Source organism: Pseudomonas putida, from assembly GCF_001941965.1.
GTDB lineage: Bacteria > Pseudomonadota > Gammaproteobacteria > Pseudomonadales > Pseudomonadaceae > Aquipseudomonas > Aquipseudomonas putida_L.
Genome location: NZ_MKZO01000073.1, coordinates 131,352 through 148,618 on the forward strand (window position 1 = coordinate 131,352; position 17,267 = coordinate 148,618).

At 63.2% G+C, this 17,267-nt stretch carries 16 protein-coding genes; 9 read left to right on the forward strand and 7 right to left on the reverse strand.

Going from position 1 to position 17,267, the window contains the following annotated elements; all coding sequences use genetic code 11:
• On the forward strand, window positions 1–447 hold the full coding sequence (moaE, locus tag PSEMO_RS29565) for a molybdopterin synthase catalytic subunit MoaE (RefSeq protein ID WP_075806406.1): 447 nt from the start codon (window positions 1–3) through the stop codon (window positions 445–447).
• A gap of 273 nt (window positions 448–720) precedes the next feature.
• Window positions 721–1,500, forward strand: a complete 780-nt coding sequence (locus tag PSEMO_RS29570) for an ABC transporter substrate-binding protein (protein WP_075806407.1) — start codon at window positions 721–723, stop codon at window positions 1,498–1,500.
• A 31-nt stretch (window positions 1,501–1,531) separates the two neighbouring features.
• Here PSEMO_RS29570 and PSEMO_RS29575 read toward each other — a convergent pair whose 3' ends face one another.
• The 5 genes from PSEMO_RS29575 to PSEMO_RS29595 all read right to left on the reverse strand — a co-directional run bounded on the left by PSEMO_RS29575 (window position 1,532) and on the right by PSEMO_RS29595 (window position 6,804).
• Complete coding sequence (locus tag PSEMO_RS29575) at window positions 1,532–2,152, reverse strand: helix-turn-helix transcriptional regulator (RefSeq protein ID WP_075806408.1); 621 nt, start codon at window positions 2,150–2,152, stop codon at window positions 1,532–1,534.
• Window positions 2,153–2,226: 74 nt separating this feature from the next.
• The gene (locus tag PSEMO_RS29580; RefSeq protein WP_075806409.1) at window positions 2,227–3,357 is read right to left on the reverse strand and encodes an NAD(P)/FAD-dependent oxidoreductase; all 1,131 of its coding nucleotides are present in this window, start codon (window positions 3,355–3,357) and stop codon (window positions 2,227–2,229) included.
• 15 nt (window positions 3,358–3,372) lie between these two features.
• Window positions 3,373–4,323 (reverse strand): ornithine cyclodeaminase family protein, encoded by a 951-nt coding sequence (locus PSEMO_RS29585; RefSeq protein ID WP_075806410.1) that lies wholly within the window; start codon window positions 4,321–4,323, stop codon window positions 3,373–3,375.
• Window positions 4,324–4,584: 261 nt separating this feature from the next.
• Window positions 4,585–6,045 carry an ATP-dependent RNA helicase RhlB gene (gene rhlB, locus PSEMO_RS29590; protein WP_075806411.1) on the reverse strand — a complete coding sequence of 487 codons (1,461 nt, stop codon included), beginning with the start codon at window positions 6,043–6,045 and terminating at the stop codon, window positions 4,585–4,587.
• Between the two features lie 102 nt (window positions 6,046–6,147).
• On the reverse strand, window positions 6,148–6,804 hold the full coding sequence (locus PSEMO_RS29595; RefSeq protein ID WP_075806412.1) for an alpha/beta hydrolase: 657 nt from the start codon (window positions 6,802–6,804) through the stop codon (window positions 6,148–6,150).
• Window positions 6,805–7,139: 335 nt separating this feature from the next.
• On the opposite strand from PSEMO_RS29595, the gene PSEMO_RS29600 reads away from it, so the two are divergent.
• The 4 genes from PSEMO_RS29600 (at window position 7,140) to PSEMO_RS29615 (ending at window position 11,289) form a co-directional block, all read left to right on the forward strand.
• Window positions 7,140–8,168, forward strand: coding sequence for an amino acid ABC transporter substrate-binding protein (locus PSEMO_RS29600; RefSeq protein ID WP_075806413.1), 1,029 nt, complete (start codon window positions 7,140–7,142; stop codon window positions 8,166–8,168).
• Between the two features lie 67 nt (window positions 8,169–8,235).
• Window positions 8,236–9,405, forward strand: a complete 1,170-nt coding sequence (locus PSEMO_RS29605; protein ID WP_075806414.1) for an amino acid ABC transporter permease — start codon at window positions 8,236–8,238, stop codon at window positions 9,403–9,405.
• A gap of 10 nt (window positions 9,406–9,415) precedes the next feature.
• The gene (locus tag PSEMO_RS29610; protein WP_075806415.1) at window positions 9,416–10,513 is read left to right on the forward strand and encodes an amino acid ABC transporter permease; all 1,098 of its coding nucleotides are present in this window, start codon (window positions 9,416–9,418) and stop codon (window positions 10,511–10,513) included.
• A gap of 11 nt (window positions 10,514–10,524) precedes the next feature.
• Window positions 10,525–11,289 carry an amino acid ABC transporter ATP-binding protein gene (locus PSEMO_RS29615; RefSeq protein ID WP_009408188.1) on the forward strand — a complete coding sequence of 255 codons (765 nt, stop codon included), beginning with the start codon at window positions 10,525–10,527 and terminating at the stop codon, window positions 11,287–11,289.
• Between the two features lie 151 nt (window positions 11,290–11,440).
• On the opposite strand, the gene algW is transcribed toward PSEMO_RS29615, so the two are convergent.
• Window positions 11,441–12,601 (reverse strand): Do family serine endopeptidase AlgW, encoded by a 1,161-nt coding sequence (gene algW / locus PSEMO_RS29620; RefSeq protein ID WP_075806416.1) that lies wholly within the window; start codon window positions 12,599–12,601, stop codon window positions 11,441–11,443.
• A gap of 239 nt (window positions 12,602–12,840) precedes the next feature.
• On the opposite strand from algW, the gene PSEMO_RS29625 reads away from it, so the two are divergent.
• The 3 genes from PSEMO_RS29625 (at window position 12,841) to cysN (ending at window position 16,571) form a co-directional block, all read left to right on the forward strand.
• Window positions 12,841–13,599, forward strand: a complete 759-nt coding sequence (locus PSEMO_RS29625; protein WP_075806417.1) for a Nif3-like dinuclear metal center hexameric protein — start codon at window positions 12,841–12,843, stop codon at window positions 13,597–13,599.
• A gap of 137 nt (window positions 13,600–13,736) precedes the next feature.
• The gene (gene cysD, locus PSEMO_RS29630) at window positions 13,737–14,654 is read left to right on the forward strand and encodes a sulfate adenylyltransferase subunit CysD (protein WP_009408193.1); all 918 of its coding nucleotides are present in this window, start codon (window positions 13,737–13,739) and stop codon (window positions 14,652–14,654) included.
• 15 nt (window positions 14,655–14,669) lie between these two features.
• Window positions 14,670–16,571 carry a sulfate adenylyltransferase subunit CysN gene (gene cysN, locus PSEMO_RS29635; RefSeq protein ID WP_075806418.1) on the forward strand — a complete coding sequence of 634 codons (1,902 nt, stop codon included), beginning with the start codon at window positions 14,670–14,672 and terminating at the stop codon, window positions 16,569–16,571.
• A gap of 160 nt (window positions 16,572–16,731) precedes the next feature.
• Here the strand turns inward: cysN and PSEMO_RS29640 are convergent, their stop codons facing one another.
• Window positions 16,732–17,211: an Lrp/AsnC family transcriptional regulator gene (locus tag PSEMO_RS29640; RefSeq protein WP_075806518.1), complete on the reverse strand. Its 480-nt coding sequence runs from the start codon at window positions 17,209–17,211 to the stop codon at window positions 16,732–16,734.
• Between the last annotated feature and the right edge of the window lie 56 nt (window positions 17,212–17,267).

The window sequence follows — 17,267 nt, forward strand, 5'->3', positions numbered from 1 at the left end:
ATGAGCGTCAGGGTGCAGGCCGCGGCCTTCGATCCGGGAGCGGAAACCAATGCCATGCATGCGGCCAATGTCGGGGTCGGTGCGGTGGTGGTGTTCGTCGGGTATGTCCGCGATTTCAATGACGGGCTGGACGTGGCCGGGATGTTTCTCGAGCACTATCCGGGGATGACCGAGAAAGCCCTGGAGAAGATCGTGGTCGAGGCCGGGCAGCGCTGGCCGTTGCTCAAGGTCGACGTGCTGCATCGGGTCGGGGCCCTGGAGCCAGGGGAGCCGATCGTTTTCGTCGGCGTTGCCAGTGCCCATCGCCAGGCGGCGTTCGACGCCTGCAACTTCATCATGGATTACCTCAAGACCCGCGCGCCGTTCTGGAAGAAGGAACAGACCAGTGAAGGGGAGCGCTGGGTCGAGGGGAAACAGAGCGATACCGATGCGGCGGGGCGTTGGTAGACACCAATCCTGAATACTGTGCAAAACCCTGTGGGAGCTGGCTTGTCGGACCGCCGAACCGCAGCGATGACGATGGTGAATTCACTATCGCAATCGCTGGCAAGCCAGCTCCCACAGGGTTTTGTGTTGTCCTCGAAAATTGTGGTTGTTGTGTTTCCATACGATAAAGTCCAGTATGGATTAACAAGTACAAAACAACGACAGGCCCCCGCGCCTGACTCCTTTCCTCTGTCTTGTCACCCCCAACACAACAACGAGCGAGAGAGCCCCATCATGAAGACCACCCACCTGATCGCCGGTCTGGCCCTGGGCCTGCTGGCCAGCAGCCCGCTGTTCGCCGCTGAGAAGACCCTGCGCATCGGCATCGAGGCGGCCTATCCACCGTTCGCCTTCAAGACCCCGGACGGCAATATCGCCGGCTTCGACTACGACATCGGCAACGCCCTGTGCGCCGAGATGAAGGTCGAGTGCACGTGGACCGAACAGGAATACGACGGCCTGATCCCGTCGCTGAAGGTGAAGAAGATCGACGCGGCACTGTCCTCGATCACCATTACCGAGGACCGCAAGAAGTCCGTGGACTTCAGCCACAAGTACTACTTCACCGGCGCGCGCCTGGCGATGAAGGAAGGCACCCAGGTCGATGACCAGTACGAAGCCCTGAAAGGCAAGCGCATCGGCGTGCAGCGCGCGACCACCACCGACCGTTATGTCACCGCGGTGCTGGTGCCCAAAGGCGTGGAAGTGGTGCGCTACACCACCAACGAAGAGATCTTCATGGACATGGCCTCCGGCCGTCTTGATGGCGTGTTCGCCGATACCATTCCGCTGCAGTTGGGCTTCCTCGACAGCGACAAGGGCAAGGGCTTCGCGTTCGCCGGCCCCGAGCTGAAGGATCCGAAGTTCGTCGGTGAAGGTGCCGGTATCGCCGTGCGCAAGGGCAATACCGAGCTGGTCGCGGAACTGAACAAGGCCATCGATGCGATTCGCGCCAATGGTGAGTACCAGAAGATCCAGGCCAAGTACTTCAAGACCGATATCTACGGCGACTGATCTGTCGCCCCGACTCAAGGCCTGAAGCTTCTCAGGCCTTGAGTTCCTTCAGGTGCTTGTACACCGTCGCCCGCCCCATGTTCAGCACATTGGCCACATAGTTGGCCGCACTCTTGCCCTTGAACGCGCCCTCGGCATGCAGCGCCAGGACCAGCTCGCGCTTGTGGTCGCGGCTGAGCACGTTGAGGCTCAGCTGACGCTGTCGCAGCCAGCTGTTGAGGAAGGTGTTGATACGCTCCTGCCAGTCATCGCGGAACAGCGCATCCGGCTGCGGGATCAGTTTGCTCGGCGAGAGGAACAGGTCCAGCGCCGCCTTGACGTTCTCGAACAGGGAAATGTTCAGGTTGATGCACAGCACCGCCAGCGGCTGGCCGGCCGGATCACGCAGCACCGTGCTCAGCGAGCGGATCTTCTGCCCGTCCCAGTTGAGCTTTTCATAAGGCCCGATATTGGTCTCGTCGGTGCCGTCCTCGAACATGTCCTCCAGCGCCGCGTCGTCGCCGATCTCGCGCTTGGACAGGTTGTTGGCGATGTAGTCGATCTTCTGCGTGCGCAGGTCGTGCAGGACCACCTCGGCGTGGGGGAAGAACAGCGTGGCGATGGCGTCGGCGATCGCCCGGTAGTTCTGCAGGAAAGGATCGGGGGTGGGCATTCGGGCGGGCTCCGCAATGGGGTCGGCGCCCTGCAGGCAGGGCGCTGGGAGTGTGCCGCAATCCGGCGCGGGCGTCATCCGCCGAGGCGCGACGGCGACAGTTGCGCGGCGCTCAGGCCGAAGCTGCGCAGTTCTTCGGACAGGTCTTCGCCACGCACCAGTGCGGCGCTGGCCTGGCCCATGGCCGGCGAGGTCTGGATGCCATAGCCACCTTGCGCGGCGACCCAGAACAGGCCGCTCACCTGCGGATCGAAACCGGCTACCAGGTCACCGTCGGCGACGAAGCTGCGCAGTCCGGCCCAGGTGCGGAACGGGCGACGGATGGTCAGGCTGGTGGCTTCCTCGATCTGGTAGATGCCCAGGGCGATATCCAGCTCTTCCGGCTGCACATCGTGAGGCTCGACCGGGTCGGCATTGCACGGCGAGCCGAGGAGCATGCCGGCGTCGGGCTTCATGTAGAAGGACTCATCCAGGCTGACCAGCATTGGCCAGGCATGGGTATCGAGGTCCGCCGGGCCTTCGAAGATGAAGGCGGCACGGCGCTTCGGTTGCAGGCCCAGCGCTTGCGCGCCCGCCAGCTCACCGATCCTGTCGGCCCAGGCCCCGGCTGCGTTGATCAGCACCGGTGCGCGGAACTGACCGCGGGAGGTTTCGACCAGCCACTGGCCTTCCGCGTCCTTGGTCAGCCCGAGGACTTCGCAATCGCCATGGATTTCGCCCTGCTGGCGACGGATCCCGCGCAGGTAGCCCTGGTGCAGGCCATCGGTATCGATGTCGCTGGCGCTGGGGTCGTACAGGGCGCCGTGGACCTTTTCCCGCTTGAGCACCGGAATCCGCGCACAGGCTTCATCGGCACTGAGCAGCTGCATGTCCGGCACGCAGGCGCGGGCGCTGTCGAACTGGCGCTGGAGCTCTTCGGCATCGCCTTCGAAGTCCACGGTCATTTCGCCGCGCGGGGTCAGTAATGGATGTTCGGCGAAACCGGCCGGTGGCTGGTCGAAGAAGGCCCGGCTGGCGAGGGTCAGGGCACGCACCTGCGGGGTGCCGTAGGCGGCGGTGTACAGCGCCGCCGAGCGGCCAGTGGAGTGGTAGCCCGGCAGGGTTTCACGCTCCAGCAGCACGACCTTGCCGTGGTGCGCCAGCCAGTAGCCGGTGGACGCGCCGGCGATACCGGCGCCGATGATGAGGTAGTCGGCCTGTTGCATGACGGTCTCCGCGACTCAGTGGTTGCACTGCAGGTGGTAGAGGGCATTGGCCAGGGCGATATCTTCCAGGCCGAGGCCGATGGAGCGGAAGAACGCGTGGCGCTTGTACTCGGGACGGGCGGCGTGGCCGCTGACCAGTTCCGGCAGGTCGCCGACGATGGCCGCTTCGTTCCAGCCATGCTGCTCGGCGGCCAGGCGCATCTCGCCGGCGCTGCCGGGGGTGGTCTTGCGGTAGTCGCAGTAGACGTCCATGTCCGCCAGGCTGGCCGGTGGCACTTCGTGGGCGCGCACGGCATTGGTGCTGATCGAGGTGATCAGGGCCGGTTTGCCCAGGCGCGCCGGGTCGATCACCGGCTTGGCCGAGGAGGTGCAGAGCAGGATGACGTCGGCGTCGTGCAGGGCGCTGTCGAGGTCGTCTTGCAGGCTGAGGCGGCTGTCCAGGGCGAGAAGGGCGTTGCGCTGCTCGGCGCTTTTGCCTGGCAGGGACGGCGAATGCAGGCGGATGTCCTGCCATTCGCGCAGTTCGCGGATGTAGTGCAGGTGGGCGCGGGCGATGGCGCCGCTGCCGATGATCGTCAGGCGGCGGGCGTCGCTCGGCGCCAGGGCATCGACGGCCACGGCGGTGGTGGCGGCGGTGCGCGCGGTGGTCAGTTCACCGGCGTCGCAGAGCAGCAGGGGCTGGCCGCTGTCCATGGACATCAGCAGGGTCCAGGCGGTGACCAGGGCGCCTTGCTCGCGAACGATGTAGGGCGAGGTCTTGACCCCGTAGACCCGGTCTTCGGCGAGGACGCCGCCGTAGTTGATGAAGTCGCCCTGGCCGGACGGGAATTCCACCAGTTGCTGGGGCGGCTGCACCGCCTGGCCGGCGGCGAGGTCGCGGAACAGGTCGCGCAACACCCGGGGGACATCCACCTGGGCGAGCAGTTGACGGGCTTGCTGCTGATCGAGGACTAGAGGCGCGGCCATTCGGTGGGACTCCCGGGGTTCGGTTTTAAACTAATTTTTCCATTATGGACTTTTAGTTTAAGAATTTGCCATCCCCCGGGTCGGAAATTTGTGCTGTTGCTCAGGGCCCTATCGCTGGCAAGCCAGCTCCCACAGGTACTGCACATGACTTGAGATGTGCAGGGACCCTGTGGGAGCTGGCTTGCCAGCGATGAGGCCCTGAAGAACACCAAAAAATCCCAGGCATAAAAAAACGCAGTCCGAAGACTGCGTTCCTTCCAATCACCCGTGTTTCTTCGGCACCGGCTTGAGCAACTCCGTAGGCGGCATCTCGCAACTGATCTTGCGCCCCAGCAGTTCCTCGATCGCCGGCAACTGGTAGGAGTCATCCTCACCGGCAAAGCTGATCGACACCCCACTGGTCCCGGCCCGGCCGGTCCGGCCGATACGGTGCACGTAGTCGTCCGGGTCTTCCGGCAGGGTGAAGTTGATCACGTGGCTGATGCCATCGATGTGAATCCCGCGACCCGCCACGTCGGTGGCGACCAGCACGGTAATCCGGCCTTCACGGAAGTTCTCCAGGGTGCGAATGCGCTTGTGCTGCGGCACATCGCCGGACAACTGTGCGGCATTCACGCCATCACGCACCAGGCGCTCTTCGATCCGCCGCACTTCGTCCTTGCGGTTGGCGAAGACGATGACCCGCTCCCACTTGTTCTCGGTGACCAGGTTGTACAGCAACTTGTACTTGTCGCTGCCGGCCACGGCGTAGACGTGCTGTTCCACGGTTTCGCTGGCGACGTTCTCCGGCTCGATCTCGACGATCGCCGGGTTGGTGGTCCACTGCTTGGCCAGGTTCATCACGTCTTCGGTGAAGGTGGCGGAGAACAGCAGGGTCTGGCGCTCGCTCTTCGGCGGGGTCTGGCGAATGATCTGGCGCACCTGCGGGATGAAACCCATGTCGAGCATGCGGTCGGCTTCGTCCAGGACCATCACCTCGACCATGTCCAGGTGCACCTCACCGCGCTGGTTGAAGTCCAGCAGGCGGCCCGGGGTGGCGACCAGGATGTCGCAGTGGCGGGCTTCGAGGGCCTTGAGCTGCTTGTCGTAGTCCATGCCGCCGACGAAGGTCATCACGTTGAGGCCGGTGTACCTGGTCAGTTGCTCGGCGTCCTTGGCGATCTGCACCACCAGCTCGCGGGTCGGAGCGATGATCAGCGCCCGTGGCTCACCCATGTAGCGCTCTTTCGGCGGCGGGGTCTGCTGCAACTGGGTGATGATCGAGATCAGGAAGGCCGCAGTCTTGCCGGTACCGGTCTGGGCCCGGCCGATGGCGTCCTGGCCGCGCAGGGTGAAACCCAGCACCTGGGCCTGGATCGGCGTGCAATACGGGAAACCGAGGTCATGGATGGCGTGCATCAGCTCGGGGGAGAGCTTGAAGTCGTGGAAACGGGTCTTGCCTTCCTGCGGCTCGACCACGAAGTCTTCCAGCTTCCAGGTCGAGGCCTGGGGTTTCGGCTTGCGCTCGCGGCGCGGCTTGGCGGCAGGTGCAGGCTCGCTGCGGGCAGGTTTGGCCGCTTCCTTGACCTCGGCGCGGGCAGGCGCTTCGGGCTTGCGCGGGGCGACGGGCGTGGGGGCGGGAGCGGGTGCCGGGGCAGGTGGCTGCATCACGGGAGCAGCGCTTTCGGCGACGAGTTGCTCAACCTCGCCTTTGCCGAACATCTTCTTGAGTGCTTTGAGCACGATCTTCTCATCGATTGGTTAAGGAATGTACGCCGGGCAGTGTAATGCAAGATTCGGGCTCGGCGTAGTGGATTGATCCGACAACTACAGGTAATGCGACATTCAGCGCAGACGCTCGCTCAACCAGTGATAGATGTCGCGGATTTCGTCCTGCACCACCTCGTGCTCCATCGGGTACTCCTGCCAGTTGGCGCTGACGCCCCACTGCTTGAGGTATTCGAAGGCGGTACGACCCATGGAGGTCAGGACCACCGGGTCGTGCATGCCATGCAGGCACAGCGCCGGGATGCGCTGCTGGCTGGCGCTGAGCTGGGTGTCTTGCTGGAAGGTCGGGGCGTAGGTGGAGAGGGCCAGTACCCCGCCGAGGGCACTTTGCCACCTTCTATAGGCAGTGTGCAGCACCACGGCACCGCCCTGGGAGAAACCGGCGAGAACGATGCGCGTCGGGTCGATGCCGGCGGCGCGTTGTTCCTCGATCAGGGCGATGACCTGCTCGGCGGACTCTTCCAGTTGCGCCTCGTCGATGGCCCTGGCCGGGCTCATGGCCTTGATGTCGTACCAACTGGGCATTTCATAGCCACCGTTGATCGTCACCGCACGACTCGGCGCCTGGGGCATAACGAAACGGGTACTGAGCAGGTGTTCCTGCAACGCTTCGGCCACCGGCATGAAGTCGTAGCGATCGGCGCCCAGGCCGTGCAACCAGATCACACAGGCGTCGGCGGTGTTCTGGGGTTCGAGAATCAAAGGCTTGGTCATGACTGCTCCGAAGTAGTGCACGCGATCTCAATGCGGTGCATGAAAAAAAGGCACGCGAGGGCCACAGGGAAAAAAGATGTCGCATTGCTATAACTTTGCCAGTTGCCAAAGGCTGAACCGCTTTAGCCGGGCGATGTGGTACGCGCTTTGCTACACCCCCTTCGACATGATGCGGCGTGTTTCCTCGGTAACACCTTCTCATGGGAAAACCAAGGCTGTCACAGAACAGCGAATTGCGCCAATTGACCCAATAACAAGCCGAAACGGGTCGGATGCGCCTCATAAGGGTGCGGTGCAAGCCGGCTCAACACAATAAGAGCGAACTGGAGGTTTTAATGAAGATGTTGAAGTCCACCCTGGCAGTCATGACGGCTGCCGCAGCGCTGGGCCTGAGTTCCTTTGCCCAGGCGGGTGCAACCCTGGATGCGGTGCAGAAGAAAGGCTTCGTTCAGTGTGGCGTGAGTGACGGTCTGCCGGGCTTCTCGGTACCGGACGCCAAGGGCACCATCATCGGCATCGACGCTGATGTCTGCCGCGCGGTTGCTGCAGCCGTGTTCGGCGATGCGACCAAGGTCAAGTTCAGCCAGCTGAACGCCAAGGAGCGTTTCACCGCCCTGCAATCCGGTGAAGTCGACGTGCTGTCGCGCAACACCACCTGGACCAGCTCCCGCGACGCGGGCATGGGCCTGGTCTTTGCCGGTGTCACCTACTACGACGGCATCGGCTTCCTGGTGAACAAGAAGCTCGGCGTTTCCAGCGCCAAGGAACTGGACGGTGCAACCATCTGCATCCAGGCCGGTACCACCACCGAGCTGAACGTCTCCGACTACTTCCGCGCCAACGGCCTGAAGTACACCCCGATCACCTTCGACACCTCCGATGAAAGCGCCAAGTCGCTGGAATCCGGTCGTTGCGACGTCCTGACCTCGGACAAGTCGCAGCTCTACGCACAACGCTCCAAGCTGGCTTCGCCGACCGACTACGTCGTGCTGCCGGAAACCATTTCCAAGGAGCCGCTGGGCCCTGTGGTGCGCAAAGGCGACGAAGAGTGGTTCGCCATCGTCAAGTGGACCCTGTTCGCCATGCTCAACGCCGAGGAAATGGGCGTGACCTCGAAGAACGTCGAGGCCGAAGCCAAGTCCACCAAGAACCCGGACGTGGCCCGTATGCTCGGCGCCGACGGCGAGTACGGCAAGGACCTGAAACTTCCGAAGGACTGGGTAGTGAAGATCGTCAAGGAAGTGGGTAACTACGGCGAAGTGTTCGAGCGCAACCTTGGCAAGAGCACCCCGCTGCAGATCGATCGCGGTCTGAACGCCCTGTGGAACCAAGGCGGCATCCAGTACGCGCCACCAGTGCGCTGATTGGCCGGGCCCGCGGTGACGCTTCCGTCATCGCGGGCTGTTTCGTTCCTTACCATCGGGGCATTTCATGCACAATCCACCCAGGGGCTTGTCCCTTAGCGATCCACGCGTTCGCGCGTGGCTGTTCCAGATCCTCACGATCATCTTCGTGGTCGGTCTGGGCTGGTATCTGTTCCACAACACCCAGACCAACCTGCAGCACCGGGGCATCACCTCGGGCTTCGACTTTCTCGAGCGCAGCGCCGGCTTCGGCATCGCCCAGCATCTGATTCCCTACACCGAATCCGACTCCTATGCGCGGGTCTTCGTCATCGGCCTGCTCAACACGCTGCTGGTGACCTTCATCGGCATCGTCCTGGCGACCCTGCTCGGCTTCATCATCGGTGTGGCGCGGCTGTCGCCGAACTGGATGATCAACAAGCTGGCCACCGTCTACGTCGAGACGTTCCGCAACATCCCGCCGCTTTTGCAGATCCTCTTCTGGTACTTCGCGGTGTTCCTGACCCTGCCGGGACCGCGGGGCAGCATCAACATCAACGACACCTTCTTCATCAGCAACCGCGGGCTGAACATGCCCGGGGCCTCGGCTGCCGAGGGCTTCTGGCCGTTCGCCGTCGCCGTGCTGCTGGCGATCGCCGCCGTGGTGTTCATGGTGCGCTGGGCCAACCGCCGCTTCGAGGCGACCGGCGAGCCGTTCCACAAGTTCTGGGCCGCCCTCGGCCTGCTGCTGGTGATCCCGGGCCTGAGCGTGCTGCTGTTCGGCAACCCGCTGAGCTGGGAACTGCCGGAATTGAAAGGATTCAACTTCGCTGGCGGCTGGGTATTGATCCCCGAGCTGCTGGCGCTGACCCTGGCCCTGACCATCTACACCGCGGCGTTCATCGCCGAGATCGTCCGCTCCGGGATCCGCTCGGTGAGCCACGGCCAGACCGAAGCCGCCCGTTCCCTCGGCCTGCGTGAAGGCCCGACCCTGCGCAAGGTGATCATTCCCCAGGCCATGCGGGTGATCATTCCGCCGCTGACCAGCCAATACCTGAACCTGGCGAAGAACTCCTCGCTGGCGGCCGGTATCGGCTACCCGGAAATGGTTTCGCTGTTCGCCGGCACCGTGCTCAACCAGACCGGGCAGGCCATCGAAGTGATCGCCATCACCATGAGCGTGTACCTGGCCATCAGCATCAGCATTTCCCTGCTGATGAACTGGTACAACAAGCGCATTGCGCTGATCGAGCGGTAAGGAGACGCGCATGAGTACCCATGTTTTCAAACCCGACATGCCGCCACCGGTGAAAACCGTCGGCGTCGTTGCCTGGCTGCGGGCCAACCTGTTCTCCAGCTGGCTCAACACCCTGCTGACCCTGTTCGCCCTCTACCTGGTCTGGCTGATCGTGCCGCCGCTGCTGCAGTGGTCGATCTTCGACGCCAACTGGGTCGGCACCACCCGCGCCGACTGCACCAAGGAGGGCGCCTGCTGGGTGTTCATCCAGCAGCGCTTCGGCCAGTTCATGTATGGCTACTACCCCACCGAGTTGCGCTGGCGCGTGGACCTGACGGTCTGGCTGGCGGTGATCGGCGCGGCGCCGCTGTTCATCTCGCGCTTCCCGCGCAAGGCGGTCTACGGCCTGTGCTTCCTGGTCGCCTACCCGATCATCGCCTACACCCTGCTGCATGGCGGGCACTTCGGCATGACCACCGTACCGACCAGCCAGTGGGGCGGCCTGATGCTGACCCTGGTGATCGCCACCGTTGGCATCGTCGGCGCCTTGCCGCTGGGCATCCTCCTGGCACTCGGGCGGCGCTCGAAAATGCCGGCGGTGAAGGTGGTCTGCGTGACCTTCATCGAGTTCTGGCGTGGCGTGCCGCTGATCACCGTGCTGTTCATGTCCTCGGTGATGCTGCCGTTGTTCCTGCCGGAAGGCATGAGCTTCGACAAGCTGCTGCGGGCCATGATCGGGGTGATCCTGTTCCAGTCGGCCTATATCGCCGAGGTGGTGCGCGGTGGTCTGCAGGCCATTCCCAAGGGGCAATATGAAGCCGCTGCGGCCATGGGCCTGGGCTACTGGCGCGCCATGGGCCTGGTGATCCTGCCACAAGCCCTGAAGCTGGTGATTCCCGGCATCGTCAACACCTTCATTGCCCTGTTCAAGGACACCAGCCTGGTGATCATCATCGGCCTGTTCGACCTGCTCAACAGCGTCAAGCAGGCGGCCGCCGACCCCAAATGGCTGGGCATGGCGACCGAGGGCTACGTGTTCGCGGCCCTGGTGTTCTGGATTTTCTGTTTCGGTATGTCCCGCTACTCCATGCATCTGGAGCGCAAGCTGGATACAGGCCACAAGCGTTAGGAGAGATTTTGATGAGCGAAGCGATCAAACAGCCTGTAGGCCCTGAAGGCATTATCCAGATGCAGGGCGTGAACAAGTGGTACGGCCAGTTCCACGTACTCAAGGACATCAACCTGAACGTGCGCCAGGGCGAGCGTATCGTTCTCTGCGGGCCGTCCGGCTCGGGCAAGTCGACCACCATCCGCTGCCTCAACCGCCTGGAAGAGCACCAGCAGGGGCGTATCGTGGTGGATGGCGTTGAGCTGACCAACGACCTCAAGCAGATCGAAGCGATCCGCCGTGAAGTCGGCATGGTGTTCCAGCACTTCAACCTGTTCCCGCACCTGACTATCCTGCAGAACTGCACCCTGGCACCGATGTGGGTGCGCAAGATGCCCAAGCGCAAGGCCGAGGAAATCGCCATGCACTACCTGGAGCGGGTACGGATTCCGGAGCAGGCGCACAAATTCCCGGGGCAGTTGTCCGGTGGCCAGCAGCAACGCGTGGCGATTGCCCGGGCGCTGTGCATGAAGCCGAAGATCATGCTGTTCGACGAGCCGACCTCGGCACTCGATCCGGAGATGGTGAAAGAGGTACTGGACACCATGGTCAGCCTGGCGGAAGACGGTATGACCATGCTCTGCGTAACCCACGAAATGGGCTTCGCCCGGACCGTGGCGAACCGGGTGATCTTCATGGACAAGGGAGAGATCGTCGAGCAGGCCGCGCCGGATGACTTCTTCGACCGGCCGCAGAATGACCGGACCAAGCTGTTCCTGAGTCAGATTCTGCATTGATGGAGGTGGCTGGCAGATCCTGGTCTGTCAGCCATTCTCGTGTTGTTTTTGAGGGCCTCATCGCTGGCAAGCCAGCTCCCACAGGTTATGCGATCCCTGTGGGAGCTGGCTTGCCAGCGATGAGGCCCTCAAGAGCAATAAAGCTCTGGGATCAGTTCCCTTCTTCCTGCGCCGCCGGCGCCGGTGGCGGCCGCAGCCCCACTTCAGCCATCAGCTTCAGCTGCTTGCCATTGCGCATGACCTCGATGGCCACCTTCTCGCTCGGCTTGATCCGCGCCACCTGGTTCATCGAGCGCCGACCATCCCCGGCCGGTTCGCCATTGATGCTCAGGATCACATCCCCCAGCTGCAGGCCGGCCTTCTGCGCCGGACCATCGCGGAAGATCCCCGCCACAACGATCCCCGGACGCCCCTGCATGCCGAACGACTCGGCCAGTTCCGCGCTCAGCGGCTGCACCTCGATCCCCAGCCAGCCACGAATCACCTGGCCATGCTCGATGATCGACTTCATCACCTCCAGGGCCAGCTTGGTCGGAATGGCGAAGCCGATGCCCTGGGAACCGCCGGACTTGGAGAAGATCGCCGTGTTGATCCCGGTCAGGTTGCCGTTGGCATCCACCAGCGCACCGCCGGAGTTGCCCGGGTTGATCGCCGCGTCGGTCTGGATGAAGTCTTCGTAGTTGTTCAGGCCCAGCTGGTTGCGCCCGGTGGCACTGATGATGCCCATGGTCACGGTCTGGCCGACCCCGAACGGGTTGCCGATGGCCAGGGCGACGTCGCCGATGCGGATACTGTCGGAACGGCCGATGGTGATCGCCGGCAGGTTCTTCAGGTCGATCTTCAGTACCGCGAGGTCGGTTTCCGGGTCGCTGCCGATGACCCGGGCCAGGGTTTCGCGGCCGTCCTTCAGCGCCACCACGATCTGGTCGGCACCGGAGGTCACGTGGTTGTTGGTCAGCAGGTAGCCTTCCGGGCTCATGATCACCGCCGAACCCAGGCTCGACTCCCAACGGCGCTGCTTGGGCAGGTTGTCGCCGAAGAAGCGGCGGAACTGCGGGTCTTCGAACAGCGGATGGGCAGCCTTGTTGACCACCTTGGTGGTGTACAGGTTGGCGACGGCGGGGGCGGCATGGGTCACGGCGTCGGCGTAGGACACCGGGCCCTGGACCACGGCCGTGGTCTGCGGTGCCTGCTGCAGGTTGACGTCCTGGCTGGGCAGGCCGACCCACTCGGGAAAACGCTGGATGACCAGCATGGCGATCAGCACGCCGGTGAACAGCGGCCAGCCGAAATAACGCAAAGCCTTGAACATTGAACGAATCCTGGGGAGTTGGCCCGAGCCGGTGACGCGATGGGGAAGTGTTTGAAGCGCGCGATGATACTGCGGCAATGACCGGGCAGGAACCGCTAAATCGCTCGGCCCGTGATGCAGTTGGCCGAATGCCGCCAGGTCGTTGCCGGCGGTTTCCCCGAAACCGTCGACGGCCCATAATGGCCGGCATTATACGGGGCCTTGCGCCGTGCTGAACTGCTGAATTGAGGAGTCTTTCCATGGCTGTTGCCCTGACTACCCTGGTCGAGGAAGCCGACCGTTATCTCGGTAGCGCGAAAATCCAGGACTACTGCCCCAACGGCCTGCAGGTCGAGGGCCGTCCGCAGGTGACCCGCATCGTCAGCGGCGTCACCGCCAGCCAGGCGCTGCTGGACGCGGCGGTGGAGGCGGGGGCCGACCTGGTGCTGGTCCACCACGGCTATTTCTGGAAGGGCGAGAACCCCTGCATCACCGGGATGAAGCAGCGCCGCCTGAAAACCCTGCTCAAGCACGACATCAGCCTGCTGGCCTATCACCTGCCGCTGGATGTGCACCCGGAAGTGGGCAACAACGTGCAACTGGCGCGGCAACTGGATATCACCGTCGAAGGCCCGCTGGACCCGAACAATCCGCGGGTGGTGGGCCTGGTCGGCTCGCTGGCCGAACCGGTGTCGGCGCGGGACTTCGCCCGGCGGGTCAGTGAAGCGATGGGCCGCGAGCCCCTGCTGGTGGAAGGCGAGGAGGTCATTCGTCGGGTCGGCTGGTGCACCGGCGGTGGCCAGGGCTACATCGACCAGGCGATCGAAGCCGGGGTCGACCTGTTCATCAGCGGTGAAGCCTCCGAGCAGACCTACCACAGCGCCCGGGAAAACGGCGTCAGCTTCATCGCCGCCGGGCACCACGCTACCGAGCGTTATGGCGTGCAGGCCCTGGGCGACTATTTGGCCCGGCGTTTTGCCCTGGAACACCTGTTCATCGACTGTCCGAACCCGGTCTGAGCCCAAACGCACGGGCATATCCATAGATTGTTTCGTTCTAGCCACCCTCCTAAATAGAAGCGGGCGCTGTGATAGAGTGGCCCGCTCGAACACGGCCCGTTTGGCCGTCCACAAGATCGTTTTTCCCGTGAGTAGCCATGGTCGACAAACTGACGCATTTGAAACAGCTGGAGGCGGAAAGCATCCACATCATTCGTGAGGTGGCCGCCGAGTTCGACAACCCGGTGATGCTGTACTCCATTGGCAAGGACTCGGCCGTGATGCTGCATCTGGCACGCAAGGCCTTCTTCCCTGGCAAGCTGCCGTTTCCTGTGATGCACGTCGACACCCAGTGGAAATTCCAGGAGATGTACCGCTTCCGCGACAAGATGGTCGAGGAAATGGGCCTGGAGCTGATCACCCACGTCAACCCGGAAGGTGTGGCGCAGGGCATCAACCCCTTCACCCACGGCAGCTCCAAGCACACCGACATCATGAAGACCCAGGGCCTCAAACAGGCGCTGGACAAGCACGGCTTCGACGCCGCCTTCGGTGGCGCGCGCCGCGACGAAGAGAAATCGCGGGCGAAAGAGCGCGTGTATTCCTTCCGCGACAGCAAGCACCGCTGGGACCCGAAGAACCAGCGTCCGGAGCTGTGGAACGTCTACAACGGCAAGGTCAACAAGGGCGAGTCGATCCGCGTCTTCCCGCTGTCGAACTGGACCGAGCTGGACATCTGGCAGTACATCTACCTCGAAGGCATCCCGATCGTGCCGCTGTACTTCGCCGCCGAGCGTGAAGTCATCGAGAAGAACGGCACCCTGATCATGATCGACGACGATCGCATCCTCGAGCACCTGAGCGACGAGGAAAAGGCCCGTATCGTCAAGAAGAAGGTGCGTTTCCGTACCCTCGGCTGCTACCCGTTGACGGGTGCCGTCGAATCGGAGGCCGAGACCCTGACGGACATCATCCAGGAGATGCTCCTGACCCGTACGTCCGAGCGTCAGGGCCGTGTCATCGACCACGATGGCGCAGGCTCGATGGAAGACAAAAAACGTCAAGGCTACTTCTAATTTCAGGGTTACTCCATGTCGCACCAATCCGAATTGATCAGCGAAGACATCCTCGCTTATCTGGCTCAACACGAGCGTAAAGAACTGCTGCGTTTCCTCACTTGCGGCAACGTGGACGACGGCAAGAGCACCCTGATCGGTCGCCTGCTGCACGATTCCAAGATGATCTACGAGGACCACCTCGAGGCCATCACCCGTGACTCGAAGAAAGTCGGCACCACCGGCGAAGAGATCGATCTGGCGCTGCTGGTCGACGGCCTGCAGGCCGAGCGCGAGCAGGGCATCACCATCGATGTCGCCTACCGCTACTTCTCCACCGCCAAGCGCAAGTTCATCATTGCCGACACCCCGGGCCACGAGCAGTACACCCGCAACATGGCCACCGGCGCGTCCACCTGCGACCTGGCCATCATCCTCGTCGACGCCCGCTACGGCGTGCAGACCCAGACCCGTCGGCACAGCTACATCGCCTCGCTGCTGGGCATCAAGCACATCGTCGTCGCCGTCAACAAGATGGACCTGAAGGGCTTCGACGAGCAGGTCTTCGAGTCGATCAAAGCTGATTACCTGGCCTTCGCCGAGGGTATCAACCTCAAGCCGAGCAGCCTGCACTTCGTGCCGATGTCGGCGCTCAAGGGCGACAACGTGGTCAACCGCAGCGAGCGTTCGCCGTGGTACACCGGCCCTGCGCTGATGGAAATCCTCGAGACCGTCGAAGTCGCCGCCGACCGCAACTTCACCGACCTGCGCTTCCCGGTGCAGTACGTCAATCGTCCGAACCTGAACTTCCGCGGCTTCGCCGGCACCATTGCCAGCGGCCTGGTGCACAAGGGCGACGAAGTGGTCGTGCTGCCGTCGGGCAAGAGCAGCCGCGTCAAGTCCATCGTCACCTACGAAGGCGAACTGGAAAGCGCAGGCCCTGGCCAGGCCGTGACCCTGACCATGGAAGACGAGATCGACATCTCCCGTGGCGACCTGCTGGTCCACGCCGACAACGTACCGTCGGTGACCGACCAGTTCGACGCCATGCTGGTGTGGATGTCCGAGGAGCCGATGCTCCCGGGCAAGAAATACGACATCAAGCGCGCCACCAGCTACGTGCCGGGCTCGATTGCCAGCATCACCCACAAGGTCGATGTGAACACCCTGGAGCAGGGCGCTGCCAGCGCGCTGCAACTGAACGAGATCGGCCGGGTCAAGGTCGCCCTGGACACCGCGATCGCCCTGGACGGTTACGACAGCAACCGCACCACCGGCGCCTTCATCGTCATCGACCGCCTGACCAACGGCACCGTTGGTGCCGGCATGATCATCGCGCCGCCCGTCCTGCCGCATGGCAGCACCGGCCAGCATGGCAAGCAGGCGCACGTCTCCACCGAAGAACGCGCCCTGCGCTTCGGCCAGCAGCCGGCCACCGTGCTGTTCAGCGGCCTGTCCGGCGCTGGCAAGAGCACCCTGGCCTATGCCGTCGAGCGCAAGCTGTTCGACATGGGCCGTGCGGTCTACGTGCTGGATGGCCAGAACCTGCGGCATGACCTGAACAAGGGCCTGCCACAGGACCGCGCCGGTCGCACCGAGAACTGGCGTCGTGCCGCCCACGTGGCGCGTCAGTTCAACGAAGCCGGCATGCTCACCCTGGCGGCGTTCGTCGCGCCGGATGCCGAAGGCCGCGAGCAGGCCAAGGCGCTGATCGGCAAGGACCGTCTGGTCACCGTCTACGTCCAGGCTTCGCCGCTGGCTTGCCGCGAGCGTGACCCGCAAGGTCTGTACGCGGCCGGTGGCGACAACATCCCGGGCGAAAGCTTCCCGTACGATGTGCCGCAGAACGCCGACCTGGTCATCGACACCCAATCCACCAGCGTGGAAGAGGGTGTGAAGCTGGTGCTGGATGTGCTGCGTGCGCGTGGTGCGATCTAAGCGTTATTGCTGACAACAAAAACCCCGCTTCGGCGGGGTTTTTGTTTTCTGACTCGATGGCCTCATCGCTGGCAAGCCAGCTCCCACAGGGTCCGCGGCGCCGCTGAACCCTGTGGGAGCTGGCTTGCCAGCGATGAGGCCCGGATGAGCACCACAACATTTAGATGTGCTTCTCCGAGACCGGAATCACCCGCTTCTCTTTCACCGCCTTGTACGAAAAGCTCGAATAGATCTCCTTCACCCCTGGCAGCGACTGCAAGGTTTCCCGGGCGAACTCCCCGAACGACTCCAGATCCCGGGCCAGCACCTCAAGCAGAAAGTCGTAACGTCCTGAAATGTTATGGCAGGCCACAATCTCCGGAATCTCCATCAAACGCTGCTCGAATGCTCGGGCAATCTCCTTGGTGTGCGAGTCCATCATGATGCTGACGAACGCCGTCACCCCGAAGCCCAGCGCCTTGGGCGACAGGATCGCCTGATAGCCGGTGATATGCCCGCTTTCCTCCAGCAGCTTGACCCGCCGCCAGCACGGCGAGGTGGTCAGGGCCACGCTGTCGGCCAGTTCGGAAATGGTCAGGCGCGCGTTGTCCTGCAAGGCGCCGAGCAGGGCGCGGTCGGTGCGGTCGAGGGCGTTGGGCAAGATTTGCCCGGCCTTGGCTGGATCGTGGAATTTCATGCCCGGAAAGCCCCGTGGTG

What these genes read in the sequence shown, in the direction of transcription:
- moaE (WP_075806406.1), top strand. Translation starts at nt 1, where the DNA reads ATGAGCGTCAGGGTGCAGGCCGCGGCCTTCGATCCGGGAGCGGAAACC.
- PSEMO_RS29570 (WP_075806407.1), top strand. Translation starts at nt 721, where the DNA reads ATGAAGACCACCCACCTGATCGCCGGTCTGGCCCTGGGCCTGCTGGCC.
- PSEMO_RS29575 (WP_075806408.1), bottom strand. Translation starts at nt 2,152, where the DNA reads ATGCCCACCCCCGATCCTTTCCTGCAGAACTACCGGGCGATCGCCGAC.
- PSEMO_RS29580 (WP_075806409.1), bottom strand. Translation starts at nt 3,357, where the DNA reads ATGCAACAGGCCGACTACCTCATCATCGGCGCCGGTATCGCCGGCGCG.
- PSEMO_RS29585 (WP_075806410.1), bottom strand. Translation starts at nt 4,323, where the DNA reads ATGGCCGCGCCTCTAGTCCTCGATCAGCAGCAAGCCCGTCAACTGCTC.
- PSEMO_RS29595 (WP_075806412.1), bottom strand. Translation starts at nt 6,804, where the DNA reads ATGACCAAGCCTTTGATTCTCGAACCCCAGAACACCGCCGACGCCTGT.
- PSEMO_RS29600 (WP_075806413.1), top strand. Translation starts at nt 7,140, where the DNA reads ATGAAGATGTTGAAGTCCACCCTGGCAGTCATGACGGCTGCCGCAGCG.
- PSEMO_RS29605 (WP_075806414.1), top strand. Translation starts at nt 8,236, where the DNA reads ATGCACAATCCACCCAGGGGCTTGTCCCTTAGCGATCCACGCGTTCGC.
- PSEMO_RS29610 (WP_075806415.1), top strand. Translation starts at nt 9,416, where the DNA reads ATGAGTACCCATGTTTTCAAACCCGACATGCCGCCACCGGTGAAAACC.
- PSEMO_RS29615 (WP_009408188.1), top strand. Translation starts at nt 10,525, where the DNA reads ATGAGCGAAGCGATCAAACAGCCTGTAGGCCCTGAAGGCATTATCCAG.
- algW (WP_075806416.1), bottom strand. Translation starts at nt 12,601, where the DNA reads ATGTTCAAGGCTTTGCGTTATTTCGGCTGGCCGCTGTTCACCGGCGTG.
- PSEMO_RS29625 (WP_075806417.1), top strand. Translation starts at nt 12,841, where the DNA reads ATGGCTGTTGCCCTGACTACCCTGGTCGAGGAAGCCGACCGTTATCTC.
- cysD (WP_009408193.1), top strand. Translation starts at nt 13,737, where the DNA reads ATGGTCGACAAACTGACGCATTTGAAACAGCTGGAGGCGGAAAGCATC.
- cysN (WP_075806418.1), top strand. Translation starts at nt 14,670, where the DNA reads ATGTCGCACCAATCCGAATTGATCAGCGAAGACATCCTCGCTTATCTG.